The organism is Streptomyces sp. NPDC006624, assembly GCF_040611555.1.
Classification (GTDB): Bacteria; Actinomycetota; Actinomycetes; order Streptomycetales; family Streptomycetaceae; genus Streptomyces.
The window spans coordinates 1-17741 of record NZ_JBEXOM010000006.1; the positions used below are offsets into that span (position 1 = coordinate 1).

The 17741-nt window shown below is 72.4% G+C and carries 13 protein-coding genes and 1 tRNA gene; 9 read left to right on the plus strand and 5 right to left on the minus strand.

Translation table 11 applies throughout. The features are described 5' to 3' along the window. Positions 1 to 179 precede the first annotated feature (179 nt). Positions 180 to 2759 (minus strand): ABC transporter permease, encoded by a 2580-nt coding sequence (locus ABZY20_RS12920; protein WP_356440757.1) that lies wholly within the window; start codon positions 2757 to 2759, stop codon positions 180 to 182. After that, on the minus strand, positions 2756 to 3544 hold the full coding sequence (locus ABZY20_RS12925; RefSeq protein ID WP_356440760.1) for an ABC transporter ATP-binding protein: 789 nt from the start codon (positions 3542 to 3544) through the stop codon (positions 2756 to 2758). The genes ABZY20_RS12920 and ABZY20_RS12925 overlap by 4 nt, the downstream gene beginning before the upstream one ends. Before the next feature lie 442 nt (positions 3545 to 3986). On the opposite strand from ABZY20_RS12925, the gene ABZY20_RS12930 reads away from it, so the two are divergent. The 4 genes from ABZY20_RS12930 (at position 3987) to ABZY20_RS12945 (ending at position 8267) form a co-directional block, all read left to right on the plus strand. After that, a complete protein-coding gene (locus ABZY20_RS12930; RefSeq protein WP_356440762.1) occupies positions 3987 to 5480 on the plus strand; it encodes an MFS transporter in 1494 nt (497 codons plus the stop codon). A gap of 19 nt (positions 5481 to 5499) precedes the next feature. Beyond that, complete coding sequence (locus ABZY20_RS12935; RefSeq protein WP_356440764.1) at positions 5500 to 6006, plus strand: GNAT family N-acetyltransferase; 507 nt, start codon at positions 5500 to 5502, stop codon at positions 6004 to 6006. 204 nt (positions 6007 to 6210) lie between these two features. Then, positions 6211 to 6657 carry a DUF485 domain-containing protein gene (locus ABZY20_RS12940; RefSeq protein WP_356440766.1) on the plus strand — a complete coding sequence of 149 codons (447 nt, stop codon included), beginning with the start codon at positions 6211 to 6213 and terminating at the stop codon, positions 6655 to 6657. After that, positions 6654 to 8267, plus strand: coding sequence for a cation acetate symporter (locus ABZY20_RS12945; protein ID WP_356440769.1), 1614 nt, complete (start codon positions 6654 to 6656; stop codon positions 8265 to 8267). The genes ABZY20_RS12940 and ABZY20_RS12945 overlap by 4 nt, the downstream gene beginning before the upstream one ends. A gap of 160 nt (positions 8268 to 8427) precedes the next feature. Here the strand turns inward: ABZY20_RS12945 and ABZY20_RS12950 are convergent, their stop codons facing one another. Further along, positions 8428 to 11178: an SUKH-4 family immunity protein gene (locus tag ABZY20_RS12950; protein ID WP_356440772.1), complete on the minus strand. Its 2751-nt coding sequence runs from the start codon at positions 11176 to 11178 to the stop codon at positions 8428 to 8430. Positions 11179 to 11187: 9 nt separating this feature from the next. Then, positions 11188 to 12222, minus strand: coding sequence for an SMI1/KNR4 family protein (locus tag ABZY20_RS12955; RefSeq protein ID WP_356440774.1), 1035 nt, complete (start codon positions 12220 to 12222; stop codon positions 11188 to 11190). Positions 12223 to 12530: 308 nt separating this feature from the next. Between ABZY20_RS12955 and ABZY20_RS12960 the strand changes: the two genes are divergently transcribed. Both ABZY20_RS12960 and ABZY20_RS12965 read left to right on the plus strand, forming a co-directional pair. Then, positions 12531 to 13076 (plus strand): YwqJ-related putative deaminase, encoded by a 546-nt coding sequence (locus tag ABZY20_RS12960; protein ID WP_356440777.1) that lies wholly within the window; start codon positions 12531 to 12533, stop codon positions 13074 to 13076. Between the two features lie 97 nt (positions 13077 to 13173). Beyond that, entirely contained in the window at positions 13174 to 13668 is a 495-nt protein-coding gene (locus tag ABZY20_RS12965; protein ID WP_356440780.1) for an SUKH-3 domain-containing protein, read from the plus strand. A 34-nt stretch (positions 13669 to 13702) separates the two neighbouring features. Here the strand turns inward: ABZY20_RS12965 and ABZY20_RS12970 are convergent, their stop codons facing one another. Next, positions 13703 to 14998, minus strand: coding sequence for a histidine kinase (locus tag ABZY20_RS12970; RefSeq protein WP_356440781.1), 1296 nt, complete (start codon positions 14996 to 14998; stop codon positions 13703 to 13705). A 161-nt stretch (positions 14999 to 15159) separates the two neighbouring features. On the opposite strand from ABZY20_RS12970, the gene ABZY20_RS12975 reads away from it, so the two are divergent. The 3 genes from ABZY20_RS12975 to glmU all read left to right on the plus strand — a co-directional run bounded on the left by ABZY20_RS12975 (position 15160) and on the right by glmU (position 17684). Further along, positions 15160 to 16038 carry a hypothetical protein gene (locus ABZY20_RS12975; RefSeq protein ID WP_356440784.1) on the plus strand — a complete coding sequence of 293 codons (879 nt, stop codon included), beginning with the start codon at positions 15160 to 15162 and terminating at the stop codon, positions 16036 to 16038. A gap of 6 nt (positions 16039 to 16044) precedes the next feature. Continuing rightward, positions 16045 to 16115 (plus strand) — tRNA-Gln (locus ABZY20_RS12980). 123 nt (positions 16116 to 16238) lie between these two features. After that, entirely contained in the window at positions 16239 to 17684 is a 1446-nt protein-coding gene (gene glmU, locus ABZY20_RS12985) for a bifunctional UDP-N-acetylglucosamine diphosphorylase/glucosamine-1-phosphate N-acetyltransferase GlmU (RefSeq protein WP_356440787.1), read from the plus strand. Positions 17685 to 17741 lie beyond the last annotated feature (57 nt).

A 17741-nucleotide genomic window follows, 5' to 3' on the forward strand; every position in this document is an offset into this window, starting at 1 on the left:
CCGCGGCCGACGGCCGCGGCGGCGGGGGGGGGGGGGGCCCCCCCGCCGCGCGGGGCCGTGGGGGGGGCGTCGGGGCTTCCCCCCCGCGCCCGGCGCGGCCTCCAGCTCCAGCCCCGCGCCCCGGGCCCCCCGCAACCCCCGTGTGCGGTGGTTCCGTACGGTGTGCCGCACCCTCGCGGCTACTCCGTCGCGATCGCGTTCAGGACGTTCATCCGGCCCGCCCGGAACGCCGGGACCAGTGCCGCGAACAGGCCCACGAACGCCGAGCCGATGAAGACGCCGATGATCGTCGGCCAGGGGATGTCCAGGACCATCAGGCCCTCCAGCGCGAGCAGCTGCTGCGCGGTGGCGCCCCAGCCCATGCCCAGTCCGAGGCCCAGCAGGGCGCCGAAGAGGGCGATCACGACCGACTCCATGCGGATCATGCGGCGCAGCTGGCGGCGGGAGAGACCGATCGCCCGCATCAGCCCGATCTCCCGGGTGCGCTCCACCACCGACAGCGCCAGGGTGTTCACCACGCCCAGGATGGCCACGATGATCGCCAGGGCCAGCAGGCCGTAGATCATGTTGAGCAGCTGGCCGATCTGGTCCTTCAGCGCTTCCTTGTAGTCGGTCTGGTCGCGCACGGTGTACTGCGGGTAGCCGTCCAGCGCCGACTTCAGCGACGTGTAGGCGGCGTCCTGCCGCCCGTCCTCGGCGGTGGCGAAGAGCAGCGAGTCGAGCGGCATCCTGTCGGCCGGGACGTACTCGGCCAGCGTCGAGATGGACGTGTACATCGCGCCCGCGTCGATCACGACGTCGCTGCTGGTGATCGCCCGGACGGTCAGGTCGGCGGTCTCACCGTCCTTGAAGGCCACCTTGATCGTGGAGCCGAGGCTGATGCCGTGGTCCTTCGCGAACTTCTCGTGCACCGACATGGAGTCGGGCTTGTAGGCGTCCGGCAGCTTGCCGGCGACGACCTCGGTGCGCAGGTCGGTGGCGTAGGACGGGTCGGCGGCGGTGATCGCCGTGTCCTTCAGCGTCTTGCCGTCGGGGGTGGTGAAGTCGGCCTTGGTCCACTTGTACTCGGTGACCCGCTCCAGGCCGGGTGCGGCCTTGACGGCCTCGACCGCCTGCGGGGTGATGAGCTGGCCGCTGTCGGACTGCACGATGAAGTCCGTGCCGACGGTCTTGTCGAGCTGGTCGGTGGCGGACGCCACCATGGACGAGCCGACCACGGACAGGCACGCCACCAGGGCGAGGCCGATCATCAGCGCGGCGCCCGTCGCGCCGGTGCGGCGCGGGTTGCGCAGGGCGTTGCGCTCGGCCATGCGCCCCACGGGGCCGAACATCCGCAGCAGCACGGCGCCGAGGACGCGGACCACCGCGCCGGCCAGCAGCGGGCCGATGACGACGAAGCCGATCAGCGAGAGCACCACGCCGAGTCCGAGCCACAGCGAGCCGTCCTTGGCCTGGTCGGCCGCCGCGGCCAGGTACAGGGCGAAGCCTCCGGTGCCGGTGAGGACCGTGCCGAGCACGCCGCGGATCCAGCCCGCCTTGGCGTCCGCGGGGGCGCCGGCGTCGCGCAGGGCGGCCATCGGGGAGATCTTGCCGGCGCGGCGGGCGGGCAGGTAGGCGGCCAGGACGGTGACGAGCACGCCGAGGACGAGACCGACCACGGGGGTCGTCCAGGCCACGGTGAGGTCGTCGGTGGACAGTTCCATGCCCATCTGGCCCATGAGCTGCATCAGGCCGACCGCGAGGCCGACGCCCGCGCCCACGCCGAGCACGGAGCCGACGAGGCCGAGCAGCAGCGCCTCGGCGAGCACCGAGCGGTTGACCTGCTTGCGGGAGGAGCCGATGGCGCGCATCAGGCCGATCTCCCGGGTGCGCTGGGCGACCAGCATGGAGAAGGTGTTGATGATCAGGAAGATGCCGACGAGGAAGGCGATCCCGGCGAAGCCGAGCATCGCGTACTTCATGACGTTCATGAAGCCCGCGACGTCCTTCTGGTTGGCGTCGGCGGTCTCCTGGGCGGTCTTCACCTGGAAGCCGGCGCCCAGTTCGGCCGTGACGTTCTTCTTCAGCTCGGCGTCGCTGACGCCGGGGGCCGCGGTGACGTTGACGTTCGTGTAGACGCCGCTCTCGCCGACCAGGGCCCGCTGGGCGGTCGCGGTGTCGAGGTAGAGGATCGCCGCGCCGGGGTTGGTGACGGTGAAGTCGGCGATGCCGGAGATCTTCGCGGTGTGCGTGCCGACCGCGCTGATCACGCCGATCTCGTCGCCGAGCTTCAGGTCGTGCTTGCCGGCGGTGTCGGCGTCCACCATGATCTGGCCGGCGCCCCGGGGCGCCGCACCGGAGGTGATCTTCATGGTGCGGGCTTCGTTGCTGTTCCAGCTGCCGACGATGGTCGGGGCGCCGCTGGAGGGCGACAGGCTGTCCTTGTCGGCGTCGACGACGGTGACCGCGCTGGAGAACACGGCGCCCTCGGCCGACTTCACGCCCGGTGCCTTGCGGACCTCGGCGAGCACGGAGGCCGGCATGACCGGCGGCTTGCCGTTGTCGGCGGTGGTCTCACCGGTGTCGGAGGCGCCCTTGGCGCTCACCGTGACGTCGGAGGAGGTGGCCGCGAAGAGCTTGTCGAAGGTGGTCGACATGGTGTCCGTGAAGACGAGCGTCCCGCAGACGAAGGCCACCGACAGCAGGACGGCGATCGCGGAGAGCGCCATGCGGCCCTTGTGCGCGAGGAAGTTGCGCATCGAGGTCTTCATGACGGTCATGACGTGCGCCCCCGGGCGTCGAAGTCCTTCATGCGGTCGAGCACGGCCTCGGCGGTCGGCTTGAACATCTCGTCGACGATGCGGCCGTCGGCGAGGTACAGCACGCGGTCGGCGTAACTGGCGGCGACGGGGTCGTGGGTGACCATCACGATGGTCTGGCCCAGCTCGTCGACGGAGCGGCGCAGGAAGCCCAGCACCTCGGCGCCGGCGCGCGAGTCGAGGTTTCCGGTCGGCTCGTCGCCGAAGATGATCTCGGGCCGGGCCGCCAGGGCCCGTGCCACGGCGACGCGCTGCTGCTGGCCGCCGGACAGCTGGGTGGGCCGGTGCCTGAGCCGGTCGGCGAGCCCGACGGTCTCCACGACCCGGTCCAGCCACTGCTTGTCCGGCTTGCGGCCCGCGATGTCCATGGGCAGCGTGATGTTCTCGATGGCGTTGAGCGTCGGCAGCAGGTTGAACGCCTGGAAGATGAAGCCGATCCGGTCCCGGCGCAGCTGCGTGAGCTTCTTGTCCTTCAGGCCGGTGATCTCGGTCTCGTCGAGGTAGATCTGCCCGCCGGTGACGGTGTCGAGCCCGGCGAGGCAGTGCATGAGCGTGGACTTGCCGGAGCCCGAGGGGCCCATGATCGCGGTGAACTGGCCGCGTGCGATGTCCACGTCGACGTGATCGAGGGCGACGACCCGGGTCTCACCGGACCCGTACGCCTTCACGACCTGCCGCGCCCGCGCGGCAACGGCCGTACGCCCTCCAGTACCCCCGTGCCTGGGAATGGTTACAGCCGAAGTCACGGTATGTCTCCTATATCGGTCAGCAGTTGGTGATGGCGGTCGCCTGTCCGGCTGCCGCTGGTGCGGTGCCGGATTCGGGAATCCGTCCGACGCGTTTCAGTCTCGCGGCGGGGAGGGGTCCCGCGCGCTGGTGTTCAGCGCAGTCTTTTGCTGTGGAAAACCCCACCCCCGCCGGTGTGCCCACCGCCCCCCGGCGGCGTAAAGCCAGGTTAAGGACGGCACCCCGTGCGTCTCGTCCTCCGCCGGTACGAACCCTCCCCAGGTCCTAGTACGGAGGTACCCCTAGGGGCAGTCCGCCGAAGGGTGGAGTCGTTCTCAGGGTCGGCTCCACCCCAGGGCTCGGTCAGCCTCCACCCTCCCGCGACGTCAGGGTCAAGTGGGATGCTGTCCGGCGGCAGATAGGTGCAAGGGGCAGTCGGACGCGAGGGAGGGGATTCCCGGGGTGGGCGGCACCAGACCCGCGGCGCGCGAGGCCGCACGACCCGCCGCGTCCGGACGGCGCACCGCCGTCGTCGCCGCGCTGATGCTGTCGATGGCGCTGGCGGCACTGGACTCCACCATCGTCTCGACCGCGGTGCCGCAGATCGTGGCGGACCTCGGCGGGTTCTCGGTCTTCTCCTGGCTGTTCTCCGGCTATCTGCTGGCCGTGACCGTCACTCTGCCCGTGTACGGCAGGCTCTCCGACACCTTCGGCCGCAAGCCGGTCCTGGTCGCGGGCTCGGTCCTCTTCCTCGCCGGCTCCCTGCTGTGCGCGCTGGCCTGGGACATGGGCTCGCTCATCGCCTTCCGCGTGGTGCAGGGGCTGGGCGGCGGTGCGCTGCAGGGCACCGTGCAGACGCTCGCCGCCGACCTGTACCCGCTGAAGGACCGTCCCAGGATCCAGGCGAAGCTGTCCACGGTGTGGGCGGTGTCGGCGGTCGCCGGCCCGGGGATCGGCGGTGTGCTCGCCGCCTACGCGGACTGGCGCTGGATCTTCCTGGTCAACCTGCCCGTCGCCGCGGTCGCGCTGTGGCTGATCGTCCGTCATCTGCACGAGCCGCAGCGGGAGAAGCCCGCACGCGCGCGTGTGGACTGGGCGGGCGCGCTCGCGGTGTTCGCCTGCGGCGGGGTGCTGCTGACGGCCCTGGTGCAGGGCGGGGTGGCGTGGCCGTGGCTGTCGGCGCCCTCCCTGCTCCTGTCCGGCGCGGGACTCGCCCTGGTCGCGGTCGTGGTGCTGGTGGAGCGCCGGGCCGCGGACCCGATCATCCCGGGCTGGGTGTGGCGGCGCCGGACGATCGCCGCGGTCAACCTGGCCCTGGGCGCGCTGGGTGTGCTGATGGTCGCGCCGACGGTGTTCCTGCCCACCTACGCCCAGTCGGTGCTGGGCCTGGCGCCGGTGGCCGCCGGGTTCGTGCTGTCCGTGTGGACGCTGAGCTGGCCGGTGTCGGCGGCGCTGAGCCAGCACGTGTACCGCAGGATCGGCTTCCGCAACACCGCGATGCTGGGCATCGGCGCGGCCTGCCTGACCCTGCTGGCGTTCCCGCTGCTGCCGTATCCCGGGCGGGCGTGGCAGCCGGCGCTGCTGATGCTGCTGCTCGGCGCCGCGCTCGGGCTGTTCCAGTTGCCGCTGATCGTCGGGGTGCAGTCGACGGTGGGCTGGTCCGAGCGCGGGACGGCGACCGCGTCCGTGCTGTTCTGCCGGCAGAGCGGCCAGACGATCGGCGCGGCCATCTTCGGCGCGGTCGCCAACGGGGTGCTGGCCGCCCGGCTCGGCGGCGCGGGCGACCTCGACTCGGTGACGCGTGCGCTGGACGCGGGCCCCGCCCCGGAGGCGACCCGGCGGGCCATCGCCGACGCGGTGCACGCCGTCCACCTGGGGGCCTCGTGCGCGGCGGCGCTGGCGTTCCTGGTGCTGCTGTTCCTCGCGCCCCGGAAATTCCCGGTGCTCAACGACTGACCGTACGTACGCTCGCCCCATGGTGACCTTGGAACGGCTCCGGGCGGACCACGCGGACGCCCTGCTGGCCTTCGAGCGGGAGAACCGGGCGTACTTCGCGCGCACGGTCCCCGATCGCGGGGACGCCTACTTCACGCCCGAGGGCTTCGCCGCCCGCCACCGGGCGCTGCTCGACGAGCAGCACGCGCGCGTGTGCCACTTCCACGTCGTCCTCGGGGAGGAGGGCGAGCTGGTGGGCCGGGTGAACCTGGTCGACGTGGCGGACGGCGGCGCCGAACTCGGCTACCGCGTCGGCGAGCGCGCCGCCGGCCGGGGTGTGGCGACGGCGGCGGTCGCGGCGGTGTGCCGGCTGGCCGCCGCCGACTACGGCCTGACGCACCTCACCGCCGCCACCGCCCCGGGCAACACGGCCTCCGTGAGGGTCCTGACGCGCAACGGATTCGTCCGGGTGGAGCACACCGCGGTGGCCGGCCGTCCCGAAGTCCGTTTCGTACGCCGCCACTTGGACGCCGGCGCCGGGCACTGATCCACCGCGGGCACCCCAGGGACGCCCACACGCCCGAGTTAACGCGGGTAACACCCGAGGTCACAGCGGCCGGCACGTACCGACCAATCAGTTTGTCGAAACCCTCGCGCAAGCCCGGTACTCCGAAGTAACCTGCGGGGCCGCCCGCCCCCCACCTCCCTGCGGTCCGCCGCACCGGATCCCACGTTCGCAAGGAGCACCGGGATGTCCTACGACCCGCCGCCCTCCCCGTACCCACGCCCCGACTCGTCCCCCTCCTACGCCACCTACTCCTACGAGACCTACCCCTGGACCCCACAGCAGGAGCCCGAGCCCGCCGAACGGCGCTCCCCGCACCACCCCGCGCTCGGGCACCACAGCGACCTGCGGCTCCTGCGCGGCGCCTACCGGTGGCAGCGGCGGACGGCCACGCTCACGGCCCTCGGCTACTTCGTGCTGTTCCTGCTGCTGTCGGCGTTCGCGCCGTCGTTCATGACGAGCACCGTCACCGACGGGCTCCCCACCGGCGTGCTGCTCGCGCTCCTGCAGGTCCCGGTGACCTGGGCGGCGATCGCCCTGTACGAGACGACCGCCCGCCGCCGCGTGGACCCGATCGCGGACCGGATCCGCCGGCACGCCGAGCTGGACGTCAAGCGGGAGGCGACGCGGTGACCACCGAGTTCAGCGGCAACGCCCAGACGATGTCCCTGGTCGGCTTCTCCACGGTCGCCACCATCACGCTGCTGCTGTGCGTGATGACGGGCCCCGACCGGGACGACCTCGACGAGTTCTACACCGGGTACGGCTCGCTGTCCCCCATGCGCAACGGCCTGGCGATCGCCGGCGACTACATCTCCGCCGCCACCGTCCTCGGCACCGGCGGCGTCATCGCCCTGTTCGGCTACGACGGGACCGTGCTGGCCCTGAGCACCGCGCTGTCGCTGATGCTGCTGATGTTCCTGCTGGCCGAACCGCTGCGCAACGCGGGCCGGTTCACCATGGGCGACGCGCTGGCCCGCCGTATGCCGGGACGCGCCGTGCGGATCGCGGCCTGCGTGGTGACCCTGGCGGCGCTGCTGCCGCTGATGCTGGTGCAACTGGCCGGGACCGGGCAGCTGATGGCGTTCATCCTGGGCTTCTCCGGCGAGTCGCTGCAGACGGGCTGCATCATCGGCGTCGGCGCACTGATGATCAGCTACGCGGCGATCGGCGGCATGAAGGGCACCGCCCTCATCCAGATCCTGAAGATCGTGCTGCTGCTCGGCTCGGGCCTGGTGGTCGCGGCGCTGATCCTGCACCGCTTCGACTGGGACCCGGGGGCGCTGTTCACCGCGGCCGCCGCGAACAGCGGCGCCGGCTCGGCGTTCCTGTCGTCGGGCCTGCAGTTCCAGGGCGGCACCAGCCCCGACCTGGACATGATCACCGCGCAACTGACGGTGGTCCTCGGCGGGGCGGTCCTGCCGCACGTGACGATGCGCATGTACACCGCCGGCAGCGCCCGGCAGGTGCGGCGCTCGATGTCCTGGGCGGTGTCCATGGTGGCCCTGTTCGTGCTGGTCATCACGGTCATCGGCTTCGGCGCGACCGCACTGGTGGGACGGGCGGTGATCGCGCAGGTGGACCCGCAGGGCAACACGGCCTTCCTGCTGGGCTCGCAGGCGGCGTTCGGCGCGGACGTGTCGACGGCGGAGACGTTCCTGTTCACCACCGTCACCACGGCCGTCTTCCTCACGGTGCTCGCCTCCGTCGCCGGCATGATCCTCGCCTGCGCCAACTCCCTCGCGCACGACGTGTTCGCCGCCCGGGTCCGGGAGATGTCTCCGCGCCGGGAGATGACCCTGGCCCAGGTCTCGGCACTGGCGGTGGGCATCCCGGCGATCGCCCTCGCGACGCTCGTCCAGCACCGCAGCCTGCAGCCCCTGGTGACGCTGTCGTTCTGCCTGGGCGCCTCGGCCATCGCGCCCGCGCTGGTCTACAGCCTCTTCTGGCGCCGCTACACCCGGACGGGCCTGCTCAGCACGCTCATCGGCGGCTCGCTGGCCGTCCTGCTGCTGATGCCCGGCACCAACCTGGTCTCCGGCTCACCGGTGTCCGCCTTCCCCGAGGCCGACTTCAACTGGTTCCCGTTCACCACGACCGGACTGCTCTCCATCCCCTTCGGCTTCGCCTGCGGCTGGCTGGGCACCCTGGCGTCCGGCCGCCGCAAGTCCGAGGAACAGCGCCACCAGTACGAGGCGGTGGAGGCCTGGATCCTGGCGGGCGCGGTGCGCAAGGACGGGTGACGGAAGGGGCCGGGGGAATCCGGGAGCAGCGCCGGAAGGCCACTCCTCCCGGTGCCCCGGCCTCCCCCGGACTCTCCCCTCGCACACGGGAAGCCGGGCCCCGGTCGCGTAAACGACCAGGGCCCGGCTTCCCCGCAGACGTCAGCGGCCCGTCACACCGTCACAGCAGTCCGTCCCACATCTGCTCCAGCAGCACCGACCACCAGCTCTCCGGCGACCCCAGCGCCGCCGGGTCCAGCGCGGCCAGCTGCGCCTGGAAGTCGACGGTCCAGCGGCCCGCCTGCTCCTGGTTCAGCCCGAACCGCAGCCGCCACATCCTCCCGAGCAGCGCCAGACAGCGCGCGAACTCCGGCAGCCCGGTGTTCACGAACTGCGGCGGAACGGGCGCCCCGCCCGGACCCGCCTCCACCGGCACCGCGACGATGTTGGCCGTGCCGTACTGCACACAGATCGCCTTGCCGAAGTCGCTGCCCATCACCAGGTAGGAGCCCGCGTCCGAAGCCGGCTGCACACCGCGCTCGGCCGCCAGCTCCGCCAGCGTCGGAACGGGCCGCCCCGGCTGGGCCTGCGCCCAGAAGAACGGGCCCATGTCCATCGGCAGACCGGCCACCACCAGCGTGTGCGCCACGACCGGCGGCACCCCCTGCCGGGACACCGCCGCCTGCTCGAACCGGAACACGCCCGGCCCGAACGCCGCCGCCAGCTCCTGCGCGATGCCCTCCGGCGGGACCGGCGGCACCGGCGGCACCGGCGCAATCGGCGCGCGGACCGGCGCGGGACGCGCCGGACCGTCCGCGACCTGATGCAACTCCCCCTGGTGGGCGAGCAGTTGCCGCATGCCCTGCTGCCGGCTCGCGTGATCCGTGCCGTACGGGGCGATGCTCGTGATCCGCGCCTGCGGCCACTGCTCCCGGATCATCCGCGCGCAGTACGCGCCCGGCAGCTCACACGACTCCAGCTCGGTGTGCAGCTCCAGCACCTGGTCCGGCGGCACGTTCATGGCACGCAGCTCGTGGAAGATCTGCCACTCCGGGTGCGGCGTGCCCGGCGCCGAACGCCGGATCAGCTGCTGCTCCGAGCCGTCCTGCGCGCGGTAGCGCAGCACGGCCTGGTAGCCGGGCCCCACCGTCGGCAGCCCGGCCGGCTGCTGCGGATAGCCGTACGCCGCGGGCTGCCCGGGGACGGGCGCGCCGGGCGGCGGCACCGCACCGGGCGGCACACCGGGCGGCACCGCTCCCGGCACACCGGGAACACCCGGAGCCGCGGGAGGTGCGCCGGGAGCCTGCGGCGGCGGGGGCACGCCGGGGCCGCCCGCCGGGGGCGCGGCCAGCATGGTCTCCGCGTGGTGCACGGGACCCGGCGCGCCGGGCGGATGCGGCGCACCCGGAGGCTGAGGCGCACCGGGCGGGCCGGGGACACCGGGAGGCTGGGGTGCACCCGGCCCACCCGGAGCACCGGGCGCTCCCGGAGGTCCCGGCGGCTGCGGCGCGCCCGGGCCCGTCCGAGCAGGGTCGGCGAACATGGTCGCGGCGTGGTGCACACCGCCGGGCGGCGTACCACCGGGCGCACCGGGAGGACCGGGCGGGGTCGGCGCACCCGGAACACCGGGCGGACCGGGCGGCCGCGGCGCGCCCGGCGCCCCCGGCGCGGCACCCGCACCGGCACCGGCACCCGAGGAGTCCCCGGACCCGCCCGGGACACCGGGCCCACCCGGACCCTGCGCTCCCGGCCCGTCGGGCCCGAGCGCCGACACCAGCTGCGTCGGCACGTAACCACCCGCCGGAGTCCCCGGAGTACCCGGAGCCCCGGGCCCCGGCGGCACGGGCGCGGCACCCGGCCGCGCCCCCGGCGTCCCCGGGGCACCCGGCGGGGGCGGCGTCGTGGGACCCGTACCCCGCCCACGGCCCTGCGGCGGAGCCGCCTTGCTGGTCGCCGCGTCGGCGATGTCGGCCGCGCTCGGCACACCCGGCTGCTGCTGCGGATAGCCGTACGGCTGCGAACCGGTGCCCTGCGCGGGCGTACCGCCCTGCGGCACACCGCCGGGCGGCGTCCCCGGCCACGCGGGCGCCTGCGCGCCCGGCGCGTGCGGGTCGCCGATCGCCGGCGACACCGCCGTGGGCGGAAGCCCGCTACCGCCCGACATCAGCGCCGTCTTGGCGTCGGAAGCCGCGGACGGAGGCGGCGGCGCGTCCTCGTCGGTCCCGCTCAGCGGCGGCGCGAAGACCGTCGCGGGCAGCGGAACGGAACGGTCCTCACCGGCGTCCGCGTTGGTGTCCGTACCGGCCCAGGGAGTCGCCCCGGCCGGCGCCCCCGGAGCACCGGAAGCACCCGGGCCCTCCGCCGCGTCGCTCCCCCCGGCCGCCGGCCACGCCGTACCACTGCCCGGCGCGGCGGGCGCCCCCTGGGCGTCGGCCACCCCGCCACCGGCCGCGACGGCCCCCGAAGCGGACGCCGCCGGAGCCCCGGAAGCCCCCCGCACCCCCGCACCGGAGGTCGAGGACGCCCCGGACCCCGACCCGGCCCCACGCCGATCCGGAATCCCCAGCTTGTCCGCCGCGTCCTGCAACCACTCCGGCGGAGTCAGCAGGAACGACGTCTGGTTCAGATCCACCCGCGCGGCAGGCGCCGCCACCGGCTCGTCCGCCCCGTCGGAACGCCCGTACTCCTCCTCGTACCGCCGGATCACCTCACCCACCGGCAGCCCGGGCCACAGCGTCGCCTCACCGCTGTCCCGCGCGATCACCAGCCGCTGCGCACCACCGTCCGACCGCGGCCCGTCCGCCCGGTCCTCGGCCCACACCACGAACCCGAGGTCGAACTCCCGCACCCGCACCTCACGATGCTGGTACGACGGCACATCCCCGTTGATCCACTCCTCGGCGCGCTCCTGCGCCTGCGCGAAGGTCACCATCGCCGAACGTCACTCCCCCACAGCCGACGACGACACCGCGTCCACCGGCACCACACGCGCGAAACCGCCGTCCACCATCAGGTTCGCCACCGTCTCCAACTCCGGCGGATTCCCCGCCAGCCGCGACAGGAAGTCGTCGAAATCGTCCCCGCAGGGCAGCAGCAACCGCTCCACCCGCTCCGCCGGCGGCAGCGCCGGATCCACGTCCCGCACGTCGTCGTACGCGCAGAACCACACCGACCCGATCCGGTCACCCTTCACCTTCACCGCGAGCAACCCGCCCTGGACGAAGGAGACACCCAGGTAGTCCTTGGTCAGATGGTCACGCAGACACTTGTTCACGTACACCAGGTCGTTGACCGCCGCCTCGTCGCGCACCGTGAAGAACGGCTGATCCAGCAGCAGCCCCAGCTCCGCGTCCAGCGCCGCACCCACCGGGGCGCAGCCACCCGCCGCCTTCAGGAACGACCGGTACGCACCCGGCAGCCGGTACCCGAGGTCCTCCTCGACACCCTGCACCTGCGACTCCGTCACCGCCACACCCGACTTCGGCAGCCCGAAATGCGCCGGACGCGTCTCCTGCAACGGCCGCGTGCCCCGCTTGGCATGGTCGACACCCGACGTCGCCACCCCACCGTGATGCCGCAGCAGCGCCTTCACCTCGACCGGCACCAGCTCCAGCCGCCGCGAACCCACCACGTGATGCCACGTCCAGCCGTGCGGCGTCGCCACCGCCGGCACCGTGTCCCACAACTCGTGCCCCGACACCGACAACGCCGTGTTCGCCGACACGTAGTCCGTCAACCGCAACTCGTCGACACCGAAACCCTCCGGCGGCTCCGCGATCTCCGCCGCCGCACGCGCGTAAGGCGAGAAGTCGGGGTAACCGTGCTCGTCGACCCGTACCCCTCTCGGGTGACGCGCCGCCCGGACCGGATCCGGGAAATGCACGACCTGCCCGGCGTAGGCCGCGTTCGGCGGCGCGGCGTCTCCCCCGGCCTGGCGGCCGGGAGGTGCCCCCAGCCCGAGCCGACCTGTCGTCATGGCGGTTGCCCCCTGCGGCACTCTGTACGACCCGTATTGACCACCCTTGGCGCACTACGGCCCGTATCGACTGTCACGTCTGCTGTCTCGACTTCACCGCATCACCCGCGGTGCCGACAGCCTATGCGGTACGGCCGACCCGGTCACCGGCACCGGTCCGCCCCCCCCCACCACCTCCGTGACCAGGCGTCACCCCACCGTGACGCCATGCCCCGCTACGGGCGTGTCGCCCCGCCCCAGCTTCCCGACGAGCCACGCCATTTGGCAGTCTGTGACCTCCCGGGGGATGCACGGAGGGGAAGACGATCATGAACGCGACACAGACGGGACCACACACCGGCAGGTCCGCCGACCCACGCACCGGCGACCCGCGCACCGGCGACCCCCGCATCGGCTGGAGCGCCACCGACAACGCCCACACCCCCGTCCTCCGCCACCGCCGCGACGGCATCCTCCCCACCGTCGCCGCCGCCCTCTCCGTCCGCGGCGCCACCCTCACCGGCACCGCCGCCCGCGGCGACACACCCCCCGCCCTGCACCCCCTCGTCCAGGACTTCCTCGACACCCTCACCAGCGCCCAGCGCGACCGCTTCACCGGCCGCTGCGCCGAAACGATCCTCATCTCCCGCCACATCACCGCCGCCGACGCCGCACGCAGCAAACGCGCCGCCCGCAAACCCATGACCAACGGCGAAGCCCGCAAAGCCCTCAAACAGGCCAAACTCACCACCCGCCGCATCCGCGAGGACGGCGACCCCCTCCACGGCGCCTACGCCACCCCCTGCCGCGCCTGCACCGCGCTCAGCGCCCACTTCGGCGTCCGCATCGTCGACCCGGCGACCCAGAACACCTGACACCCGGCCGGCACCCACCCCACCCCCACACCCCACGCACGGCACGGCGCCCCCACCCCGGCCCGCCACGCAACGACCTCGACGAGACGAAGGGCAGATGCACACCGACCGCACCTCGACCACCCGCTTCGCCGTACCCGTCGACGCCGCACTGCGCGCCGCCGGCTGGCAACCCGGACGCTGGGACATCAAACAAGCCGAGATCTGGGCCGACACCCTGCGCGACCACACCTCCCCCGCAGGCCACCGCCACACCGTCTTCCCCGCAGCCGTCGAAGCCTGGGCCGAATTCGGCGGACTCCACATCACACCCACCGGCCCCGGCCGCCAGGTCGCCCCCGCCACCCTCCACCTCGACCCCCTGCACGGCCTCCACATGGCCCGCACCCTCGGCGACCTCGGCCGCGCCCTCGACACCGAGGTATGCCCCCTCGGCACCGAAACCGACAACCAGGCACTCCTCGCCATCGACACCGAAGGCCGCGTCTACACCCTCGACCACACCGGCGACTGGTACCTCGGCCCCGACATCGACCAGGCCCTCACCACCCTCATCGCCGGCACCGCACCCCCACGCCTCACCACCGGCTGACCCCCGCACCCACCCCGCCCCGCCCGGAGCAGGGCTACGACGCCGGAATCACCGCCGACACCCGGAAACCCCCCGCATCCGTCGGCCCCGACACGAACACCCCGCCCAGCGCCGACACCCGCTCCTTCATCCCCACCAGCCCGTTCCCCCCGGACGGCAACCCCGCCGACGACGCCGCCGCCTGCGGCGGCTCGTTCTCCACCTGCATCGCGATCTCCGACACCCGGTGCGCCAGCCGCACATACGTCTTCGCACCCGCCGCATGCTTGTGCACGTTCGTCAACGCCTCCTGCACCACCCGATACGCCGTCTGCTCCACCTGCGGCGCATACGACCGGGCATCCCCCTCCACCGACAGATCCACCACCATCCCCGCCGCAGCCGACTGCCCGACCAGCTCCTCGATCTCCGCCAAGGACGGACCCTCGTCATCCGCCGCCCGCGACGCCGCCGCGGCAGCCGCCGCCCCCACCGCCGCCAACGGCACCGGCACCACCGGCGCACGCCGCCCACCACCACTGCGCAGCACCCCGAGCATCTCCCGCAACTCGGTCAGCGCCTGCCGCCCCATGTCCCCCACCAACGCGGCGTTGCGCACCGCCTTCTCGGGATCCTTCCGCGCCACCGCCTGCAACGCCGCCGCGTGCACCACCATCAGACTCACCCGGTGCGCGACCACGTCGTGCATCTCCCGCGCGATCCGCGTCCGCTCCTCGTTCCGGGCCCACTCGGCCCGCTCCTCCGCCCGCTCGGCCAGCAGCTGAAGCTCCCGCTCCAGACTGTCCGCCCGCTCCCGCAGACTCTCCATCAGCCGCCGCCGCGCCCCCACGTACAGACCGAGCAGCACCGGCGGCGCCGTGAACCCGAGCGACATCGTGACGGCCGCGAAGGGCACGAACCAGTCCCCTATGTCCAGGTCCCCGCGCGACATGTCCTGCCGCGTCTGCACGAACGTCACGATCAGCGTGCCCACCAGCGACATCCCCGCCAGCACGGCGATGATCCGCCGGGGCAGCTCCGAGGCGGCCAGCGTGTACAGGCCCACCACGCCCATCAGGAAGCCCATCTGGGCCGGCGTGATGGCGATCGACACCAGCACGACGGCGATCGGCCACTGCCGGCGCACCAGCAGCACGGACCCGGCGAGCAGCCCGAACACCACCCCCGCGGCCACCGGCACCCCGGCGTCCCTGGCGAACGGAATCCCCTCCAGCCCGCACTCCAGCGCGGACACCACGGCCAGACCCACATCGAGTACGGCACTACGCCGTCTCGCCCACCACCAGGGCCCTCCCCGGGCCGTCACATGCTCTTCCCCCGTCGCGGTCATGCCTCCAGCCTACGGGCGCCCCCCGCCGGTTTTCCGGCGAGTTTCCCCGACTCGCCTGCACCACACTCCGTGACCGTTCGGCTGCGAATCGACCCGATATCCCTCGAACTGCTGAATCGCTCACCGTTCGGTCCCGGACGCGCCCATTCCGCCCGGACGGTATGCGTATGACACATGCACCCGGCAAGTACGCCGACTTCGAGGGACTGCGGGAGAAGGCGGTGGCGCTGCGGCGGGCGGGGCTGAGCCGACGCCAGATCCGCGACCGCCTGCACGTCGACAACAACGACCTCCTCAACCGCCTCCTGGAGGGCGAGCCCCCACCGGACTGGACGAGGCGCCCGAACGCCAAGGACGACCTGAGGGAGAAGGCCAGGGAACTGCGGCTCCAGGGCTGGACGTACGACCGGATCCAGGTGGAGCTGGGGTGCTCGAAGAGTTCGATCTCCCTGTGGGTGCGGGACCTGCCGAAGCCGGAACGCAGGAGAACCCCCGAAGAGGCTTCGGCGATCGCGAAGCGGGGCTGGGAGGCCACACTTCGACTGCGCGAGGAGGAGCGTCAGCGCACCAGGCGCCAGGCCATGCTGGCCGTCAGTGAGCTGACCGACCGCGAACTCTTCCTGGTGGGCGTGGGCCTGTACTGGGCAGAAGGGGCCAAGAGCAAGCCCTACAGCCGTCGGGAGCGCGTCACCTTCGTCAACAGCGACCCCGACATGATCACGGTCTTCCTCGCTTGGCTGAGCCTGCTCCGCGTCGACCCCTCACGCCTCAGGTTCGCCGTGCAGATCCACGAGACCGCGGACGTGGCGGCCGCCGAGGCCTTCTGGGCCGGTCACGTAGGGATCGACACGACAGACCTCCTCAAGACCACCCTCAAGCGACACAACCCCAGGACCAACCGCAAGAACACCAGCGGGACATACAACGGTTGCCTCCGTGTCGACGTGAGAGACGGGGCCGACCTCTACCGTCGCATCGAAGGCTGGTGGTGCGGCATAGTAGGGGCTGCCACCGCGTCCGATCCGCGAAATCGGACATAGCGGTAATCCCGGGTCGTCTAAGGGCAAGACGTCAGATTTTGGTTCTGATCATGGGGGTTCGAGTCCTCCCCCGGGAGCACACACTCCGTTCGGGTCCTGGCTGATGCAATGCCGGTCAGGCCCCACACCCATACCCCCCACAAAACCCCCCGGTATCCTGCGGATGTCACCCCACCCCATCCACAGCCGAAGGGCATCCCGTGAGCGCCAACCGCCCGGCAGCCGTCGTCGTTCTCGCAGCGGGTGAGGGCACCCGTATGAAGTCGGCCACACCCAAGGTCCTGCACGAGCTCTGCGGACGCAGTCTCGTGGGGCATGTGCTCGCCGCCGCGGGCGAGCTGCACCCCGAGCACCTGGTCGTCGTGGTCGGGCACGCGCGCGAGAAGGTCACCGCGCATCTCGGCGAGATCGCGCCCGACGTCCGCACCGCCGTCCAGGCGGAGCAGAACGGCACGGGCCACGCCGTCCGGATGGGTCTCGAGGAGCTCGGCGGGTCCGTCGACGGGACCGTCGTCGTCGTGTGCGGGGACACGCCCCTGCTGACCGGCGCGACGCTGCGGGCCCTGTCGGAGACGCACTCCGCGGACGGCAACGCGGTCACCGTGCTGACCGCCGAGGTGCCGGACGCGACGGGTTACGGCCGGATCGTGCGGGACGGCACGGGCGCCGTGACGGCGATCGTCGAGCACAAGGACGCCACCGACGCGCAGCGGTCGATCCGGGAGATCAACTCGGGTGTGTTCGCGTTCGACGGCCGGTTGCTGGCGGAGGCGCTGAAGCAGGTGCGGACGGACAACAGTCAGGGCGAGGAGTACCTGACGGACGTGCTGGGGATTCTGCGGGAGGCCGGGCACCGGGTCGGGGCGTGCGTGGCGGGTGACCACCGCGAGATCGCGGGGATCAACAACCGTGTGCAGTTGTCCGAGGCGCGCCGGATCCTGAACGACCGGTTGCTGGAAGCGGCCATGCTCGCCGGGGTGACCGTCGTCGATCCGGCCACCACCTGGGTCGATGTGACGGTGACGTTCGAGCAGGACGCCGTGGTCCACCCGGGTACGCAGTTGCAGGGTGTGACGCATCTGGCCGAGGGGTCGGAGGTGGGGCCGAACTGCCGGCTGACGGACACCCGGGTGGGTGCGGGTGCGCGGGTGGACAACACGGTGGCGTCGGGTGCGGAGGTGGGTCCGGAGGCGACGGTGGGGCCGTACGCGTACTTGCGTCCGGGGACCCGGCTGGGTGCGAAGGGCAAGATCGGTACGTACGTGGAGACGAAGAACGCGTCGATCGGGGAGGGGACGAAGGTTCCGCATCTGTCGTATGTGGGGGACGCGACGATCGGTGAGCAGACCAACATCGGTGCGGCGAGCGTCTTCGTGAACTACGACGGGCAGGAGAAGCACCACACGACGATCGGTTCGCACTGCCGGACGGGTTCGGACAACATGTTTGTGGCGCCTGTCACGGTGGGGGACGGTGCGTACACCGCCGCGGGGTCGGTGATCACGAAGGATGTGCCGGCGGGTTCGCTGGCCGTGGCCCGTGGTCAGCAGCGGAATATCGAGGGTTGGGTGGCGCGCAAGCGTCCGGGGAGCGCGGCCGCGAAGGCGGCGGAGGCGGCTTCCCGTGAGTCGTCCGGGGAGGGGTGACCGGAAACCGGTGCCTCAAACACGGCGTACGGTGATAAGTGCACACCCGCACCCCCA

What these genes read in the sequence shown, in the direction of transcription:
- ABZY20_RS12920 (WP_356440757.1), bottom strand. Translation starts at nt 2,759, where the DNA reads ATGACCGTCATGAAGACCTCGATGCGCAACTTCCTCGCGCACAAGGGC.
- ABZY20_RS12935 (WP_356440764.1), top strand. Translation starts at nt 5,500, where the DNA reads ATGGTGACCTTGGAACGGCTCCGGGCGGACCACGCGGACGCCCTGCTG.
- ABZY20_RS12940 (WP_356440766.1), top strand. Translation starts at nt 6,211, where the DNA reads ATGTCCTACGACCCGCCGCCCTCCCCGTACCCACGCCCCGACTCGTCC.
- ABZY20_RS12950 (WP_356440772.1), bottom strand. Translation starts at nt 11,178, where the DNA reads ATGGTGACCTTCGCGCAGGCGCAGGAGCGCGCCGAGGAGTGGATCAAC.
- ABZY20_RS12955 (WP_356440774.1), bottom strand. Translation starts at nt 12,222, where the DNA reads ATGACGACAGGTCGGCTCGGGCTGGGGGCACCTCCCGGCCGCCAGGCC.
- ABZY20_RS12960 (WP_356440777.1), top strand. Translation starts at nt 12,531, where the DNA reads ATGAACGCGACACAGACGGGACCACACACCGGCAGGTCCGCCGACCCA.
- ABZY20_RS12965 (WP_356440780.1), top strand. Translation starts at nt 13,174, where the DNA reads ATGCACACCGACCGCACCTCGACCACCCGCTTCGCCGTACCCGTCGAC.
- ABZY20_RS12970 (WP_356440781.1), bottom strand. Translation starts at nt 14,998, where the DNA reads ATGACCGCGACGGGGGAAGAGCATGTGACGGCCCGGGGAGGGCCCTGG.
- ABZY20_RS12975 (WP_356440784.1), top strand. Translation starts at nt 15,160, where the DNA reads ATGCGTATGACACATGCACCCGGCAAGTACGCCGACTTCGAGGGACTG.